At 70.7% G+C, this 16,258-nt stretch carries 15 protein-coding genes; 7 read left to right on the forward strand and 8 right to left on the reverse strand.

Annotated features, from left to right (window positions below):
- The 8 genes from ABDW35_RS03075 to ABDW35_RS03110 all read right to left on the reverse strand — a co-directional run.
- The coding region (locus ABDW35_RS03075; RefSeq protein ID WP_343712374.1) for a GntR family transcriptional regulator at positions 1–268 on the reverse strand (268 nt) is incomplete at its 3' end.
- A gap of 202 nt (positions 269–470) precedes the next feature.
- Complete coding sequence (locus ABDW35_RS03080) at positions 471–1,541, reverse strand: LLM class flavin-dependent oxidoreductase (RefSeq protein WP_343712375.1); 1,071 nt, start codon at positions 1,539–1,541, stop codon at positions 471–473.
- Between the two features lie 33 nt (positions 1,542–1,574).
- A complete protein-coding gene (locus ABDW35_RS03085) occupies positions 1,575–2,420 on the reverse strand; it encodes an NADPH-dependent oxidoreductase (protein ID WP_343712376.1) in 846 nt (281 codons plus the stop codon).
- A 23-nt stretch (positions 2,421–2,443) separates the two neighbouring features.
- Positions 2,444–3,790 (reverse strand): LLM class flavin-dependent oxidoreductase, encoded by a 1,347-nt coding sequence (locus ABDW35_RS03090; RefSeq protein WP_343712377.1) that lies wholly within the window; start codon positions 3,788–3,790, stop codon positions 2,444–2,446.
- A gap of 39 nt (positions 3,791–3,829) precedes the next feature.
- Entirely contained in the window at positions 3,830–4,579 is a 750-nt protein-coding gene (locus ABDW35_RS03095; RefSeq protein ID WP_343712378.1) for an ABC transporter ATP-binding protein, read from the reverse strand.
- On the reverse strand, positions 4,555–5,433 hold the full coding sequence (locus tag ABDW35_RS03100; RefSeq protein ID WP_343712379.1) for an ABC transporter permease: 879 nt from the start codon (positions 5,431–5,433) through the stop codon (positions 4,555–4,557). The genes ABDW35_RS03095 and ABDW35_RS03100 overlap by 25 nt, the downstream gene beginning before the upstream one ends.
- A gap of 13 nt (positions 5,434–5,446) precedes the next feature.
- Positions 5,447–6,502, reverse strand: coding sequence for an ABC transporter substrate-binding protein (locus ABDW35_RS03105; protein WP_343712380.1), 1,056 nt, complete (start codon positions 6,500–6,502; stop codon positions 5,447–5,449).
- A 244-nt stretch (positions 6,503–6,746) separates the two neighbouring features.
- Positions 6,747–7,862, reverse strand: coding sequence for an NADH:flavin oxidoreductase (locus ABDW35_RS03110; RefSeq protein WP_343712381.1), 1,116 nt, complete (start codon positions 7,860–7,862; stop codon positions 6,747–6,749).
- A 98-nt stretch (positions 7,863–7,960) separates the two neighbouring features.
- Here ABDW35_RS03110 and ABDW35_RS03115 point away from each other — a divergent pair, with 98 nt between their 5' ends.
- The 7 genes from ABDW35_RS03115 (at position 7,961) to ABDW35_RS03145 (ending at position 16,243) form a co-directional block, all read left to right on the forward strand.
- The gene (locus ABDW35_RS03115) at positions 7,961–8,371 is read left to right on the forward strand and encodes a helix-turn-helix domain-containing protein (RefSeq protein ID WP_343712382.1); all 411 of its coding nucleotides are present in this window, start codon (positions 7,961–7,963) and stop codon (positions 8,369–8,371) included.
- 169 nt (positions 8,372–8,540) lie between these two features.
- A complete protein-coding gene (locus tag ABDW35_RS03120) occupies positions 8,541–9,899 on the forward strand; it encodes an LLM class flavin-dependent oxidoreductase (protein WP_343712383.1) in 1,359 nt (452 codons plus the stop codon).
- A gap of 19 nt (positions 9,900–9,918) precedes the next feature.
- Positions 9,919–10,704, forward strand: coding sequence for a DUF427 domain-containing protein (locus ABDW35_RS03125; protein WP_343712384.1), 786 nt, complete (start codon positions 9,919–9,921; stop codon positions 10,702–10,704).
- Positions 10,705–10,748: 44 nt separating this feature from the next.
- Positions 10,749–12,401, forward strand: a complete 1,653-nt coding sequence (locus ABDW35_RS03130) for an ABC transporter substrate-binding protein (protein WP_343712385.1) — start codon at positions 10,749–10,751, stop codon at positions 12,399–12,401.
- 10 nt (positions 12,402–12,411) lie between these two features.
- On the forward strand, positions 12,412–13,368 hold the full coding sequence (locus ABDW35_RS03135) for an ABC transporter permease (RefSeq protein WP_343712386.1): 957 nt from the start codon (positions 12,412–12,414) through the stop codon (positions 13,366–13,368).
- Positions 13,365–14,216, forward strand: a complete 852-nt coding sequence (locus ABDW35_RS03140) for an ABC transporter permease (protein WP_343712387.1) — start codon at positions 13,365–13,367, stop codon at positions 14,214–14,216. Before ABDW35_RS03135 ends, ABDW35_RS03140 begins: the two co-directional genes overlap by 4 nt.
- A complete protein-coding gene (locus ABDW35_RS03145) occupies positions 14,213–16,243 on the forward strand; it encodes an ABC transporter ATP-binding protein (protein WP_343712388.1) in 2,031 nt (676 codons plus the stop codon). Before ABDW35_RS03140 ends, ABDW35_RS03145 begins: the two co-directional genes overlap by 4 nt.
- Positions 16,244–16,258 lie beyond the last annotated feature (15 nt).

Here is a 16,258-nt window from a genome sequence, read left to right on the forward strand (position 1 = left end):
GGTCGACCTGCTGGAAGATCGACTTCGCGGTCAGCTGCCGCACCCGGGCACGCTCGCCATGGCTGATCGTGACCAGGCCCATATTGGCCAGTGCCTGCATCGCCTCGCGGATCGCCGGGCGGCCGACGCCAAAGCGATCCATCAGGTCCCGCTCCGACGGCATGGCATCGCCCGGGGCCAGCTCCCCGCGGGTGATCATGGTCCTGAGGCGATCGAAGACCTCGTGCCACAGCTTCCTGCGGACAATGGGTTCAGCCGGTTCCCGCACGCGATCGCACCTCCTGAGCCGGCCAGCAAGCGTGATTCATGGCTGGGCCGTTGGTACGATGAGCATACCACCCCAGTGCGGCGTCTCATCCTTCGTTATTCGTGATCGTTGCCCATATGGGGTGCCACATTTGACTGGCTCGAGGCGCATGGCTGAGTGGCCGGAGCCGACCGCAACAGCCCCATCCCACGGAGTATACTGCCTAGTCCCGCAGCAATGGCAGCAACTGATCGCCCTGCCGCCGGATCTCTGACAGGTACGGCGTGTCCGAGAGCACGAAATGGGTGATGCCGAGGTCCCGGTACTTGCGCAGCGACCGGGCGACATCCGCCGCAGAGCCGACCAGCCAGGTGGTGCCGGCACCGCCGCCGCCGAATCTGCCGGGTGCGGTGTAGAGGTTGTCGTCCAGCACCTCGCCGCGCGCATGGGCATCGAACAGGCGCTGCTGGCCGACCGCGACCGACTGCCGGTGGTCGTGCCAGCCGGCGCCCTTGATCCTGGCCATCTCCGCGACCTTGGCCCTGGCATCGGCCCAGGCCTGATCCGTGGTGTCGCGAACCAGGGTGGTGATCCGCAGCCCGAACTCCAGCGGCGGCAGGTCGCGGTCGAGCCGCCGGCTCAGCGCCTTGAGGCGGTCGATCCGCTCGCGGACGCCGTCGAGCGGCTCGCCCCAGAACAGCTGGACATCGGCCTCTGTGGCGGAGACCCGCTCCGCCGCCTCCGACGCGCCGCCGAAATACAGCTTCGGATGCCGGCGGTCGCCGCGGGCCGGGAGGCGCGGCACCACCGTCGATTCAGTCACCCGGAAATGCTCGCCCTCATGGGTGACGGCCTCCTCGGTCCACAGCCGGCGCACCAGCCGCATGAACTCGCGGGTCCGAGCGTAGCGCTGGGCCTGGTCGCCCTCGCTGTCGCCATAGGCGGCGAGGTTGTCCTGGCCCGACACGATGTTCACCCGCACCCGGCCGCCGGTCAGCTGGTCCAGCGTGGCCGCGGCGGAGGCGAAATGGGCGGGCCGCCAATAGCCCGGCCGGATCGCGATCAGCGGCTCGAATGTCGTCGTCCGTGCCGCGAGGGCGGCGGCGACGGTGAAGGTGTCGGGCCGGCCCCAGCCGGTGCCGATCAGCGCCCCCTTCCAGCCGTGATCCTCCAGCGCCCTGGCGTGGCTGGTCAGGGTCTCGAGGCTGTTGTGGCCCTCGACGGCGGTGTCGCCGCGATGGCCCGCCTTGACGTCGTTCGGGATGTACCAGAGGAATTCGGATGGGCCGCTCATGGGATCGTTTCGCAGTTTCGGAGGGTCGGCGCGTCAGCGCAGCGGGAAGCCGAGCCGGTTCAGGGCCTCGCGGATGCGGTCGCGGCCATGCAGCGCCGCCCGGTCGCGCAGGCGGTTGACGACCTGCCGGGTCCAGGGCGGGGTGTCGCGCCCCTGGCCGCGCCAGAAGCGGTCGAGCGTCTGGTCATAGGCCGCCGCCGCCCCGGCCTGGGGCGCCGCGTCGTAGGTCTCGCGGTGCAGCACGGCCGCCTGCGGCAGGCGCGGCTTGACCGCGGCCGGCCGGTCCGGGTCGGGCCAGCCGACGGCGAGGCCGAAGACCGGGAAGATGTGGCCGGGCAGCGTCAGCGCCGCGGCAATCTCTTCCGGATGGTTGCGCACCGCCCCGACATAGACCGCGCCGAGGCCGAGCGATTCCAGTGCCACCACCGCGTTCTGCGCCGCCAGCGCCGTGTCGACGATGCCGAGGATCAGCGCCTCGGTGTAGTTGGCGCCCTCGACGGTGGCCCCCTGCCCTGCCGCCAGCAGGCGCAGCCGGGCGAAATCCGCCAGCCAGACCAGGAACAGCGGCGCCTGCCGGATGAAGTCCTGGCCACCGGCATAGCCCGCCAGCCGCGCCTTGTGCGCCGGCTCCTCCACCGCGACGACGCTCCACGCCTGGAGGTTGGAGGAGCTGGAAGCCGATTGCGCCGCGGCGACCAGCGTCTCGATCGTGCCCGCCGGCACCGCGTCCGGCCGGAAGGCCCGGACCGACCGGTGCGACAGGATCAGGGCGGTGACGTCGTTCACGATCGCCGCGGACGGACCCTGGTCGCCATAGCGGTCGGCCAGAAGGACCCGGGGCTCCGGGCCGGATCGCAGCGGCATGGCGGTGTTGCTCATGGCAGGCTGTTCCTCACGCTCGCTCAGGCCGTCGCCCGGATCGGGTCGCTGTACTGGCTGGCCGGCCGCGGCAGGCCGTAATGATCGCGCAGCGTGGCGCCGGTATACTCCTCGCGGAAGAGGCCGCGCCGCCGCAGGATCGGCACCACATGATCGGCGAAGGCGTCGAAGCCGCCGGTCAGGTAGGGCGGCATCACGTTGAAGCCGTCCGCCGCGCCGCCGGTGAACCATGCCTCGATCCGGTCCGCGATCTGCTCCGGCGTGCCGGCCGTGACCCAGTGGCCGCGGGCGCCGGCCAACCGATGCAGCAGCTGGCGGATGGTCGGCTTCTCGCGGTCGACGATGTCGAGCACGACCTGGAACCGGCTGGCGACAGCGCGCTCGCCCTCCGTCGCGACCAGCGCGCGCGGGAACGGGCCGTCGAGGTCATGGCCGGTGAGGTCGACCCCGATCATCCGGCGCAGCTGGGCCAGCGAGTATTCCGGCTGGGTCAGGGCGTTGAACTCCTCCTGCAGCCGCAGCGCCTCGGCCTCGGTGCCGCCGATGAAAGGGCTGATGCCGGGCAGGATTTTCGGATGCTCCGGCCGCCGTCCCAACGCCGCCGCCCGCGCCTTGATGTCGGCATAGAAGGCCTGGGCGTTGGCCAGGGTCTGGTGCGCTGTGAAGATCGCCTCGGCGTAGCGCGCGGCAAAGGACCGGCCATCCTCGGACGACCCGGCCTGGACATAGACCGGCCGGCCCTGCGGCGTGCGCGGCACGTTGAGCGGGCCGCGCACGCGGAGATGCCGGCCGATATGGTCGATGGCGTGGATCTTGGCCGGATCGGCATAGAGGCCCGAGGCCGCATCGCCGACCACGGCATCGTCCTCCCAGCTGTCCCACAGCTTGGTGACGACATCGACGAATTCCTGGGCCCGGTCGTAGCGCTCGGAATGGGCGGGATGCTCTGACAGGCCGAAATTCTGCGCCGCCTGGGCCCCCGCGGTGGTGACGATGTTCCAGCCCGCCCGGCCCTTGCTGATGTGATCGAGCGAGGCGAACAGCCGCGCCAGGTTGTAGGGCTCGGAGTAGGTGGTCGATGCGGTGGCGATCAGGCCGATCCGCTCCGTCGCCGCGGCGATCGCCGACAGCCAGGTCAGCGGCTCGACCTGGAAGCGGGTGGCGTATTGGATGGTGTCGGCCAGGGACGGCCCGTCGGCGAAGAAGATGCCGTCGAACTTGGCGGCCTCGGCCCGGCGCGCCAATGCCTGGTAGTAGGCGATATCGAGGATGCGCTCGGGCGACGAGTCCTTGTAGCGCCAGGCGGCTTCGTGATGTCCGCCCGGATAGATGAAGAGGTTGAGGTTCAGCTGCCTGCCGGTTCCGGGCATCGCGGCCTCCTGTGATGTCGATGGAAGGGATCGGCGGCGTCAGGCGGTCAGGCGGTCATCGACCTGCACGCCGAGCTCCCGCAGCACCTCGACGCGGATCTCGGCGACCCGCCGCTCGCGCTCCGGATGCCGGTCCGGCAGGTCGATCGGGACGTCGACCGAGATGCGGCCGCGGTCGAGCACCAGCACGCGGTCGGCTAGGTGGATCGCCTCGTCGACATCATGCGTCACCAGCAGCACCGCCGGCTGGTGGCGGGCGCAGAGCTGGCGCAGCAGGCCGTGCATGCGGATCCGGGTCAGCGCGTCGAGCGCGCCGAAGGGCTCGTCCGCCAGCAGCAGCTCCGGGTCCCGCACCAGCGACCGGGCCAGCGCCACCCGCTGCTGCTCGCCGCCCGAGAGCTGGTTCGGCCAGGCGCGCTCGCGGCCCGCCAGCCCGACCTCGGCCAGCGCCGCCTCGGCCCGGCCGCGCGGGTCCGGCTCGCCGAGGCCGAACAGCACGTTGTCGAGCACCCGCTTCCAGGGCAGCAGCCGCGCGTCCTGGAACACCACCGACAGCCGGTCGGGTACGGCCAGATGCCCGATCCCGGTCACCTCGTGGTCGAGACCGGCCAGGGCCCGCAGCAGCGTGCTCTTGCCCGAGCCGCTGCGCCCGAGCAGGGCGACGAACTCGCCCTTGCGGATCTCGAGGTCGATGCCGTCGAGCACCATGCGCGCGCCGAAGCCACGCACCAGCCCGCGGACCTGGACCGCCGCCCCGCCTCCGCTCAACCCGCCAGCGTGCGTCGCCATGCCAGCACCCTCCTCTGCAGCAGCCGGACCAGCGCGTCGGAGGTGAGGCCGAGCAGCGCGTAGACCACGAGGCCGAGGATGATGATCTCGGTCTGGCCGTAGGTCCGCGCCAGCTCGATCATGTAGCCGATGCCGCTGGTGGAATTGACCTGCTCGACCACGACCAAAGCGAGCCAGGAGTAGTTGACGGCGAAGCGCAGCCCCAGGAAGAAGCCGGGCAGCGCCGCCGGCAGCGCGACATGGCGCAGGAAGTCCCGCCGGCCGACGCCCAGCGTCTCGGCCAGTTCGACATAGCGGCTGTCGATGCTGCGCAGCCCGTCATGGGTCTGGATGTAAACCGGAGCGAAGACGATCAGGGCGATGGTGGCGATCTTCATGCCCTCGCCGATGCCGAGCCACAGCATCAAGAGCGGGATCAGCGCCAGCGCCGGGATCGCCCGCTTGATCTGCACCGGCCCATCGATCAGGTATTCGCCGATCCGGGTCAGGCCGGCGAGGAGGCCGAGCACCAGCCCGGCCAGCACGCCCCAGAACAGCCCCTGGGCCGACCGGCCGAGCGAGGTCAGCAAGTTGTCCTGCAGCCGGCCCTCGGCAATCAGGTCGATGGCGGTGGTCACCACCATCCAGGGCGCCGCCAGGGTGCGGGTATCGATCAGCCCGGTGGCCGAGCCGGCCGACCAGACCGCCAGCAGCAGCAGCGGGCCGAAGGTCCAGCCATAGGCGATCGGGCGGCCGGGGCCGAGCCGCCGCGGTCGGGCCAATCGCTGCGGCCCCGGGGCGGTCTCCCTGCGGAACAGCCGGCTGTCCGGCGCCGGCGCGAGCACCAGGGCGGAGTCGCTGGGGGGCGGAGTCACTGGCCTGCCTCCCCTACTGGCTCGCCAGCGCGTCGGCGGCGGCCCTTTCGTACCGGCGGTCGAACAGATCGGCCGCGTTCAGCTTGGGCTTGCCGGTCTCGGCCGCCAGCAGGTCGATCGTCGCCTGCTGCCGCTCGATCACCGCGGTCCAGTCCGCCGGAATGTCCGGCAGCCCGGCGGAGTTCACCAGATAGCGGCCGCTCTCGGCGTCCAGCCCCTGATCCTTGACGTAATAGCCGGCGATCCATTCCTCCGGATGCGTCGCGATCCACTGCGTCGCCCGGCCCCAGGCCTTGACATATTCGCGGATCGCGGCGGCCTTGCCCGGATCCTGCAGGGACGTCCCGAGGACGTAGAGATAGGCCGGGTCATCGCGCAGCCCGTGCGGGATCAGCCTGGCGCCGTCCTTGCCGTAGTTGGCGACGTAACGGCGCTGATTGGCCTCGGCGATCGGCGCCGCATCGACCAGACCGCTCGACAGCGCGTTGACATAGACGTCGCCGGTGCTGGGCAGCTCGACCAGCGTCACATCGGCCTTCGACAGGCCGGCCTTCTGCAGCACGCGCAGCACCAGCGCGCCCTGGGCCTGGCCCGGGCTGTAGGCGATCTTCTTGCCGCGCAGATCGGCCAGGCTCTGGATAGCGACGCCCGGCGCAATGCCCAGCTGATAGATCGGATGGTTAATCGGATCCTGCCGGAACTTCGCGGCGACGATCTTCACCGGCAGGCCGGTCCAGGTCGCATGGATCGGCGGGATGTCGGCGACCGAGCCGACATCGAGCGCATTGGCCCGGAACGCCTCGATCGTGCGCGGCCCGCCGCTGATATTCGCCCATTCGATCCTGAACGGGATCTTCTCGATCTCGCCGGACAGCACCAGCGCCCTCTGCGTCGTCGGGTCACCGATCACCAGCGTCGTCCCGGGCGGAACGTCGGCCGGCAAGGGTGCGTCGGCCGGCAGCGTGTCCGCGGCGAGGACCGGCCCGGCGATGCAGACCAGGCCGGCCCAGACGATCGCGGTGACGATGCGCCGGCGGCCGGCGGAAGGCGGCGATGGGAGAGCAGGCACGGGAGGGTTCCTCGGCGTGAGAGCAACGGGGCCGCCGCGCGATCCGCACGGCAGGGCGACGATGGCCGGGACAGGCGTCAGAATGGATGAGCCACGGCCAAATCCGTGGCGGCGCGTTGTTAGTTGATTAAATACACTTTCATATGTCAATCGATATAAATATAACAAAATATAAAAGCTATTTCTCTCAGTCTCGCATCAGCTTGGGACCGCGGCGGCGCTCCAGCGCCGCCGCCGGACTCCCTCAGACGAGCTCGGCCATCGCCGAGGCGTCGAAGCCGCGCAGGGCGTCCGGGTTGCCCGTGCGCACCTTCGCCGCCCAGTGCGGATCGCCGAGAAGCGCCCGACCGACCGCGATCAGGTCGAACTCGTCGCGCTCCATCCGCTCGACCAGCCGGTCCAGGCCCGCCTTGGGCGAACTCTCGCCGCTGAACGCGGCCATGAAGTCTCCCGACAGCCCGACCGAGCCGACGCTGATCGTCGCGGCCCCAGTCAGCCTCTTCGCCCATCCGGCGAAATTGAGACCGTGCTCGCCATCGATCTCGGGGAACTCCGGCTCCCAAAAGCGGCGCTGCGAGCAGTGCAGCGCATCCGCGCCGGCCTCGACCAGCGGCCGCAACCAGGCGGCCATCTCATCGGGCGTCTCCGCCAGGCGGGCGGTGAAATCCTGCTGCTTCCATTGGCTGAGCCGGATGATGATCGGGAAGTCGGGGCCGACCGCGGCGCGCACCGCGGCAATGACCTCGGCGGCGAAGCGCGACCGCTCGCCGATGGTGGCGCCGCCATAGCGGTCCGTGCGTCGGTTGCTGCCCGACCAGAAGAACTGGTCGATCAGATAGCCATGGGCGCCATGCAGCTCGACCGTGTCGAAGCCGAGCCGCTTGGCCTCCGCCGCCGCCTTGGCGAAAGCCGCGATCGTGTCGGCGATCGCCGCATCGGTCATCGCGACGCCGCGCTCCACGCCGGGCGCATCGAGGCCGGACGGGCTCTCGACCGGGGCATCGGCCGTCCACTCCGTGAGGAAGCTCTTGACCGCGCCGGTGTGCCACAGCTGGGGGCCCATCCGGCCGCCGGCGTCGTGCACCGCGTCGATCACGCCCTGCCAGCCCTCCAGGGCAGCGTCGCCATGGAAGAAGGGAATGCCGGGATCGTTTCGCGAGGCCGGGCGGTCGATCACCGTCCCTTCGGACAGGATCAGGCCGACATCCCCTTCGGCGCGCCGGCGATAGTAGGCCGCATTGGCCGGGCCGGGCACGCCGCCGGGCGCGAAGGAGCGCGTCATCGGCGCCATGACGATCCGGTTCGGCAGCGACAGCGACCGCAGCCTGAAGGGACGGAACAGGGTATCCGGGGAGACCATGCGCAGCAGCTCCATTGTCGTGGGAGCTGGATAGGTATACATCGTAAACCTAGCGTCAATTACGCACCTTGAATCGCCTAGGTATCGTCGAGGAAACCATGCTCTGTGAGCGTCAGCGCTTCGTGGTCGACTGCCCCAGCCGCCTGCTGTTCGATCAGATCGCGGACAAATGGTCGATGATGGTGCTCACGGTGCTCGACCCCGGGCCGATGCGCTTCAACGCGATCAAGCGCCATCTCGAGGGCGTGACGCAGAAGGCGCTGACGCAATGCCTGCGGCGGCTCGAGCGCAACGGGCTACTGTCGCGGCGCGTGATCCCCGTCTCCCCGGTGGCGGTCGAGTACGAGATCACCCCGCTCGGCCGTTCGCTGCAGCACCCGTTCAAGGCGCTCTACGCCTGGATGCTCGAGCATCTCGACGATGTCGAGGAGGCGCGCAGGATCTTCGACGAGCGCGGCCTGCCGGGTCTCCAGGAAGACATTCGGACATCGAGTCCGACGGGCTCCTGAATCCGGCAGACCCCGGTCGACGTTTCCGCAATATGATTGCACATTTAAAATAGTGTATATTTATAGATTTTTTACTCTTGATTCATATGTTTTTTGTATGAACTACTAGAAGGGCGGATGAATCAAGATCCGCGCCGCCAACCGCTCCCCGATCTGCAAGGAGTGCGCGATGTCGCGCCGGCACATCATCCTGAGTGCATTCTTCTTCAACCCGCAGGGCGACCACCGCATGTCGTGGCGCCATCCGCGGGCGCCGGAACGAGAGGTGTTCGGCCTGGACTACTATCGCGGCCTCGCCGAGGCCGCGGAGCGGGCGAAGCTGGACACCCTCTTCATCGCCGACCATGTCGCGATCTGGGATTCGGTCGAGAGCGGCGTCGCCCATTACGCCAATGCGCGGCTGGAGCCGCTGACCCTGCTGTCCGCGCTGTCGGCCGTGACCCGGCATATCGGACTGATCGCGACCGCGTCATCCTCCTACAGCGAGCCGTACAACCTGGCGCGGATCTTCGCGTCCCTCGACCACCTCAGTGGCGGCCGCGCTGCCTGGAACGTCGTCACCTCGGCGATGAACGAGGAGGCGCAGAATTTCGGCCGCGACGGCAACATCGAGCACGCTCACCGCTACGACCGGGCGGCCGAATACCTCGATATCGCCACAGCCCTCTGGGATTCGTGGGAGGACGAGGCCCTGCTGATCGACAAGGAGTCGGGCTTCTACGCCGACCCGCAGCGCGTCCACCGCCTCGATCATGCCGGGACGCATTTCCGGGTGCGCGGGCCGCTGAACGTGCCGCGGCCGCCGCAAGGGCATCCGCTGATTGTCCAGGCCGGCTCCTCGGAGGACGGCAAGAACCTGGCCGCCCGCTACGCCGACGTCCATTTCGCCATCATCCGCAGCAATGAGGAAGGCCTGCGCTACCGCGCCGACATCAACGCGCGCCTGGCCCGGTACGGCCGCGCGCCGGACAGCTTCAAGATCCTGCCCGGCATCCTGCCCGTGGTCGCCGCGTCGGCCGCGGAGGCGAAGGAGCGGCAGGAGTTCCTGGAGACGCTGATGCTCGACAAGGTCGGGATCGACCTGCTGTCGAGCTGGGCCGGCATCGACCTGTCCGCCTATCCGCCGGACGGGCCGCTGCCGGACCTGCCGGACGAGAGCACCTTCAACGGCGGGCGCACGGCTCTGAACCGGGTGCGTGACCTGGCCCGCGGCAACGCCACGATCCGCCAGATCGCCCGCAAGCTGTCGAACAGCGGCTCGGTGCCCACGGTGGCAGGGACGGCCAAGGAGGTCGCCGACCAGCTGGAGGCGTGGTTCGTCTCCGGCGCCGTCGACGGCTACAACCTGATGTTCCCGCTGCTGCCGGACGACTGGATCGCCTTCACCCGCGACGTGGTGCCGGAGCTGCAGCGCCGCGGCCTGGTCCGGCAGGAATACGAGCCGGGCACGCTGCGCGACCGGCTGGGCCTGCCACGCCCCGCCAACCGCTTCGCCGCCGCCCGCGACGCCCATCGCGCCGCCTCCTGATCCTTCGGGGAACCCCGCCATGTCCGTCGTCCCGATCCAGCGCCCGCGCCTGGTCCCGCGCGAGCCGTCGACGCCGCCGCTGGTCAACCTGCTGGCCAGCCCGAAGCGGGTGCGTGCCGTGTTCAACGGCACCACCATCGCCGACAGCCGCCGCGTGCTGGTGCTGCGGGGCAACCATTTCCTGCCGGTCTATTATTTCCCCCTCGCCGATGTGCTGACCGAGGCGCTGCGCCCGTCCGACCATCGCGAGCGGCACGAGCAGGGCGGCGTCGCCCGCCATTGGGACATCTCCGTCGGCGACCGCACCGCGGCCGGCGCCGCCTGGGGCTTCGAAGCGCCGGAGCCGGCCGACCTGGCCGCGCTGCAGGGCCATGTGGCCTTCCGCTGGAACGCGGTCGATGCCTGGTTCGAGGAGGATGAGGAGGTCTTCGTCCACGCCCGCGATCCCTATGCCCGGATCGACATCCTGCAGGGGTCGAGCCTGGTCGAGGTGCGGCTGGATGGTGAGCTGATCGCCAGCAGCCGGCGGCCTGTCCTGCTGTTCGAGACACATCTGCCGACGCGCTACTACCTGCCGCCCGAGGATGTCCGGCTGGACCTGCTGCACCGGTCGGAGAAGACCACGCGCTGTCCCTACAAGGGCGTCGCCACCTACTGGTCGGCCGAGATCAACGGCCAGCGCCACCAGGACATCGCCTGGGACTATCAGGCCCCGATCCCCGAGGCGGTGCGCATCGCCGGGCTGATCTCCTTCTACCCCGACGCGGTCGACAGCATCACCCGCGACGGCGAGCCGGTCGCCTGATCCCGCCCGATCCCTCCCCGCCCTTCTGAGAAACGAGACCGATCATGATCACGCGTCGCCGGAATCTCGACGTCTTGCGCCGCCGCTCCGGCGCCCTCCCGACCGACGCGCTGTGGAACGCGGCGGTCGATGAATTCGCCGCCGGCGCCATCGGCCGCCGCAACCTGATGCGCTACGCCGCGCTGCTCGGCCTGGCCGGAGCCGGGCTGGCGGCGCCGGGCGCACGGGCACAGACGCCAGCCGGCAAGCCGGGCGGCACCGTCCGCGTCGGGCTGCTGACGCCGACCGGGGCGATCGACCCCGTCACCATCGCCGACCCGCCGAGCATCGGCCTGCTGGCCCAGGTCGGCGAATACCTGATCGTCGACGACCCGGACCTGACCTTGCGCCCGGGCCTGGCCGAGAGCTGGAAGAGCGACGCCGGCGCCAAGGTCTGGACCGTCGCGATCCGCCGCGGCGTGAAATTCCATGACGGCCGGACCCTGAGCGCCCGCGACGTGGTCGCCACCTTCGAGCGGCTGACCGACCCGGCCACCGGCTCCCACGCTTTGTCGATCCTGGCCGGCATCCTGTCGAAGGGCGGCACCCGGCAGGTCGACGACTATACGGTCGAGTTCCGGCTGGACGCGCCGAACGGCAACTTCCCGTACCTGATCTCGTCCGACACCTACAATGCGGTGATCCTGCCGGCCGACTACGCCGGCGGCTTCGAGGCGAATTTCAACGCCACCGGGCCGTTCAAACTGGAGCATTACACGCCCAAGGTCGGCGCCAGCTTCGTCCGCAACCCGGATTATTGGGGCCCGCAGCCCCTGCCCGACCGGGTGGAGTTCACCTTCTTCGCCGACGAGCCGTCCCAGGTTCTGGCGATCCAGGCCGGCCAGGTCGATGTCATCAACTATTCGCCCCAGGGCGGGCAGGCGCTGCTGAACGACCCGGCCTTCCGCATCCTGCGGATCGGGTCGAGCGCCCACACCCAGGTGCATCTGCGCACCGACCAGGGGCCGTTCCAGGACAAGCGCATCCGCCAGGCGCTGGCCCTGACCCTGAACCGCGAGGGGCTGGTGAAGGGGCTGCTGCAGGGCGACGGCGTGGTCGGCAATGACAGCCCGTTCTCGCCCCTGTTCCCGTCGACCGACCCGGCGGTGCCGCAGCGCAAGCAGGACATCGCCAAGGCCAAGGCGCTGCTGGCCGAGGCCGGCGTGCCGGACGGCTTCGCCGTCACCCTGACCACCGAGAAATACGACGAGATCCCGGATTATGCCGTGCTGATCCAGAACGCGGCGCGGCAGATCGGCATCGCCATCGACCTGAAGATCGAGGACCAGGCCACCTATTACGGCAAGGCCGTGTACGGCCAGTCCGACTGGCTCGATTCCGTGCTCGGCATCACCGATTACGGCCATCGCGGCACGCCGAACGCGGTGCTCAACGCCTCGCTGCGCAGCACCGGCAGCTGGAACGCCGCGCATTTCAAGAACCCGGACTACGACCGGCTGCTGGCCGACTACACCTCGGCCATCGACCTGCCGGCCCAGCGCGCCGCCGCCGGCAAGCTGCAAGCCTTCCTGCTGGAGGAGACGCCGGTGATCATCTCCTACTTCTCCGACTCGCTGAAGGTGACCAGCGCCGCGCTCAGCGGCGTCCGCTACACCGCCATCTCGCAGCTCTATTTCGACCAGGCCTCTTTCGCGTGATGGGGGCCGCGTGAGGTTCGCCCGGCCCCTGCTCGTGCGGCTGCTGCAGCTGCTGGCCACGCTGTGGATCCTCAGCCTGCTGGTGTTCGCCGGCGGCCAGCTGCTGCCCGGGGATGTCGGGCGGGCGATCCTGGGCCCCTTCGCCGATGCCCGGGCGGTCGAGGCGCTGAACCATCAGCTCGGCGCCGACCGGCCCGCTTTGGTGCAGTACTGGGACTGGCTGAGCCATGCGGTGCAGGGCGATTTCGGCACCTCCCTCGCCTTCCGCCGGCCGGTCGCGCCCTTCGTCGCCACCGCCTTCGCCAACTCGCTGACGCTGGCGGCAGTCGTGCTGGCGGTGGTGGTGCCGCTCGGCATCGCCGGCGGCGTCGTGGCGGCGCTGCGGGCCGGCCGGCCGACCGACCGCGCCATCAGCCTGTTCGGGCTGTCGAGCTCGGTGATCCCGGAATTCGTGTCGTCGCTGCTGCTGATCATGGCCTTCGGCGTGTGGCTGCGCTGGCTGCCGATCACCGCCACCGCGCCGGCCGGATCCGGGTTCGGGACCCAGCTGACCCATCTGATCCTGCCGGCCTTGCCGCTGGTGCTGGTGCTGTTCGGCTACATCGCCCGGATGGCCCGGGCCGGGACGATCGAGGCGCTGGCCGCCGACTACACCCGCACCGCGGTGCTGAAGGGGCTGCCCCGGCGCACCGTGGTGTGGCGCCACGTGCTGCGCAATGCCCTGACGCCGACGATCGCCGTGGTCTTCACCCAGGCCGGCAACCTGATCGGCGGCCTGGTCGTGGTCGAGACGCTGTTCCGCTACCAGGGCCTGGGCGGCCTCATCTACGGTGCCGCCAAGACCAAGGACTTTCCGATGCTGGAGGCCGGGGTGCTGGTGGCCGGCGCGGCCTATGCCGTGGCCGGGCTGGTCGGCGACATCGTCGCCACCGCCGTGGATCCCCGCCTGCGCCGGGCCGCCGCATGAGCGCGCCGTCCGAACCCACGGCTGGCCGGCACATGCAGGCCCGGGCCTTCGCCCCCTCCGCCACCCTGGTGGCCGGGCTGCTGATCGTCGGGTTCTGGGCCGCCTGCGCCGTGCTCGGCGACCGGCTGGTGCCGCTCGCCCCCTATGCCGACGACCTGATGAGCGCGCTGGCGCCGCCCTCGGCCGAGCACTGGTTCGGCACCGACCGGCTGGGCCGCGACGTCTTCTCCCGCGTCATCGTCGGCGCCCGCGACATCCTGGCGGTGGCGCCGCTGGCGACGCTGCTGGGCGCCGTGCTGGGCACGCTGCTCGGCCTCGTCACCGGCTATTTCCGGGGGCTGGTCGACGGCATCGTCAGCCGCGTGCTCGACGCCCTGCTGGCGCTGCCGACCGTGATCGTCGCCCTGACGGCGCTGGCCGCGCTCGGCGCCTCGAACGCGACCGTGGTGGTGGTGATCGGCCTGCTCTACGCGCCGCTGATCGCCCGCACCGTCCGCGCCGCCGTCCGCGCCGAGCGGGAGAAGGAGTATGTCGCCGCCGCCCAGCTGGCCGGCGAGAACGCGGTGACCATCATGCTGGCCGAGATCCTGCCCAACGTGCTGAAGCCGATCGTGGTCGAGGTCACGCTGCGCCTGGGCTACGCGATCTTCCAGGTGGCGACGCTCAGCTTCCTCGGTTTCGGCATCCAGCCGCCCTCGGCCGATTGGGGCCTGTCGATCGCCGAGAACTACGCCCTGATCGGCGGCGGCTACTGGTGGACCGTGCTGTTCGACGGGCTGGCCACGATCTCGCTGGTGGTCGGGGTCAACCTCGTCGCCGACGGCGTCGAAAGGGCGCTCGACGCATGAGCGCGCCGGACGCCCTCACCGTCGAGGCACTGGACGTCGCCTACCGGGTTCGCGGCCGCGACCGCGCGGTGCTGCGCGACGTCAGCTTTTCCATTGCCCCGGGCGAGGCTTATGGGCTGGTCGGCGAATCCGGCTGCGGCAAGAGCACCGTGGCGCTGGCGGCGATGCGCTACCTGCCGGCGAACGGCGCCGTGCGCGGCGGGGGCATCCTGGTAGCCGGGCAGGACATCGCCGGGCTGGCCCCGCGCGCGCTGCGTCGCCTGCGCGCTGGGCCGGTGTCGATGGTCTATCAGGATCCGGGACACGCCCTGAACCCGGCGCTGCGCATCGGGCGCCAGGTGGCCGAGGCGTTCGAGACTGCTGGCGCCCGACCGGTGGACGCGCATGACCGGGCGCGGGAGATGCTGCAGCGGGTGCAGATCGCCGATCCCGGCCGGGTGATGGATCTCTATCCGCACCAGCTGTCCGGCGGCATGCAGCAGCGGGTGGTGATCGCCATGGCGCTGGCCGGCAACCCGTCGCTCTTGATCCTGGACGAGCCGACCACCGGGCTGGACGCCACGGTCGAGGCCGAGATCCTGGAACTGATCGGCCGGCTGCGGCGCGAGCTGGGCACGGCGCTGCTGTTCATCAGCCACAACCTGCTGCTGGTCGGGCGGATCTGCGACCGCATCGGCGTGCTGTATGCCGGTGCCCTGGTCGAGGAGGGCCCGACCCGGGCGCTGTTCGACCAGCCGCGCCACCCCTACACCGCCGGCCTGCTGCGCTGCCTGCCGCGGCCGGGCCGGCACAAGGCGCGCAGCCGGCTGGACGTCATCCCCGGCGGCCTGCCGGCCCCGGGCGCCGAGCTCCGCGGCTGCGTCTTCGCCGAGCGCTGCGCCCTGGCGCAGCCGCGCTGCCGGGACGAGGCCCCGCCCCTGCACCGCCTGGCGGACGGGCGCAGCAGCCGCTGCCATCTGCACGACCGGACGCCGGAGCTGTCCCCGGCGCCGCCGCCCGCCCCCCTGACGCTGCCTGCCGCCGCGGCAGGTGCGCCGGTGCTCACGGTGAGGAATCTCTCCAAGACCTATGGCCGGACCAAGGTGCTGGATGATGTCGGCTTCGACCTGCATCCGGGCGAGACGCTGGGCCTGGTCGGCGAATCCGGCAGCGGCAAGTCGACCCTGGCCCATCTGCTGCTGGGGCTGACGCCGCCGGATCCCGGCGGCCGGATCGAGCTGGAGGGCACCCTGCTGCAGCCCCGCGCCACGCGGCGCAGCCGGGCCCAGGTCAAGGCGCTGCAGATCGTGTTCCAGAACCCCGGGGCGTCGCTGAACCCGTCGCGCCCCGTCGGCCGGGTGCTGGGCCGGGCACTGCGCCGGCTGGCCGGGCTGCGCGCCGCCGGCCCGCGCCGCGACCGGCTGCAGGAGCTGGCGCAGGCGGTGCGGCTGGGGCCGGACCATCTCGCCGCCCGGCCGCGCCGGCTGTCCGGCGGGCTGAAGCAGCGCGCCGCCATCGCCCGCGCCTTCGCCGGCGAGCCGAAGGTGGTGGTGTGCGACGAGCCGACCTCGGCGCTCGACGTCTCGGTCCAGGCCTCGATCCTGAACCTGCTGGCGGACCTGCAGGCCCGGCGCGGCGTCGGCTACGTCTTCATCTCGCACGACCTCGGCGTGGTCCGCTTCCTGGCCGACCGGATCGGCGTGCTGTATCGCGGCCGGCTGGTCGAGATCGGGCCGGCCGATCGGATCTGGTCCGGGCCGCGCCATCCCTACACCGACGCCCTGCTGGCCGCGGCCGCCCATGGCAAGGCAGCCCCGCCGCCGTCAACCGAGTTGCCGTCGCGACCCACCGGGCCTGCGGGCTGCGCCTTCCAGGATCGCTGCCCGCACCGCCTCGGCGCGGTCTGCGAGCAGGTCGAGCCGCCGCTGCGCGATGCCGGGCCGGGGCACGGCATCCGGTGCCACCTCGCGGTCGAGCAGCTGGCCCGGATCGCGCAGGGCGGCGCCACGCCGGTCGCGGAGACACCCGTGAACAAGATGGCGTCCTAGGGATCCGGTCGGCCG

The sequence above is a fragment of the Inquilinus sp. genome (assembly GCF_039594555.1).
Lineage (GTDB): Bacteria > Pseudomonadota > Alphaproteobacteria > DSM-16000 > Inquilinaceae > Inquilinus.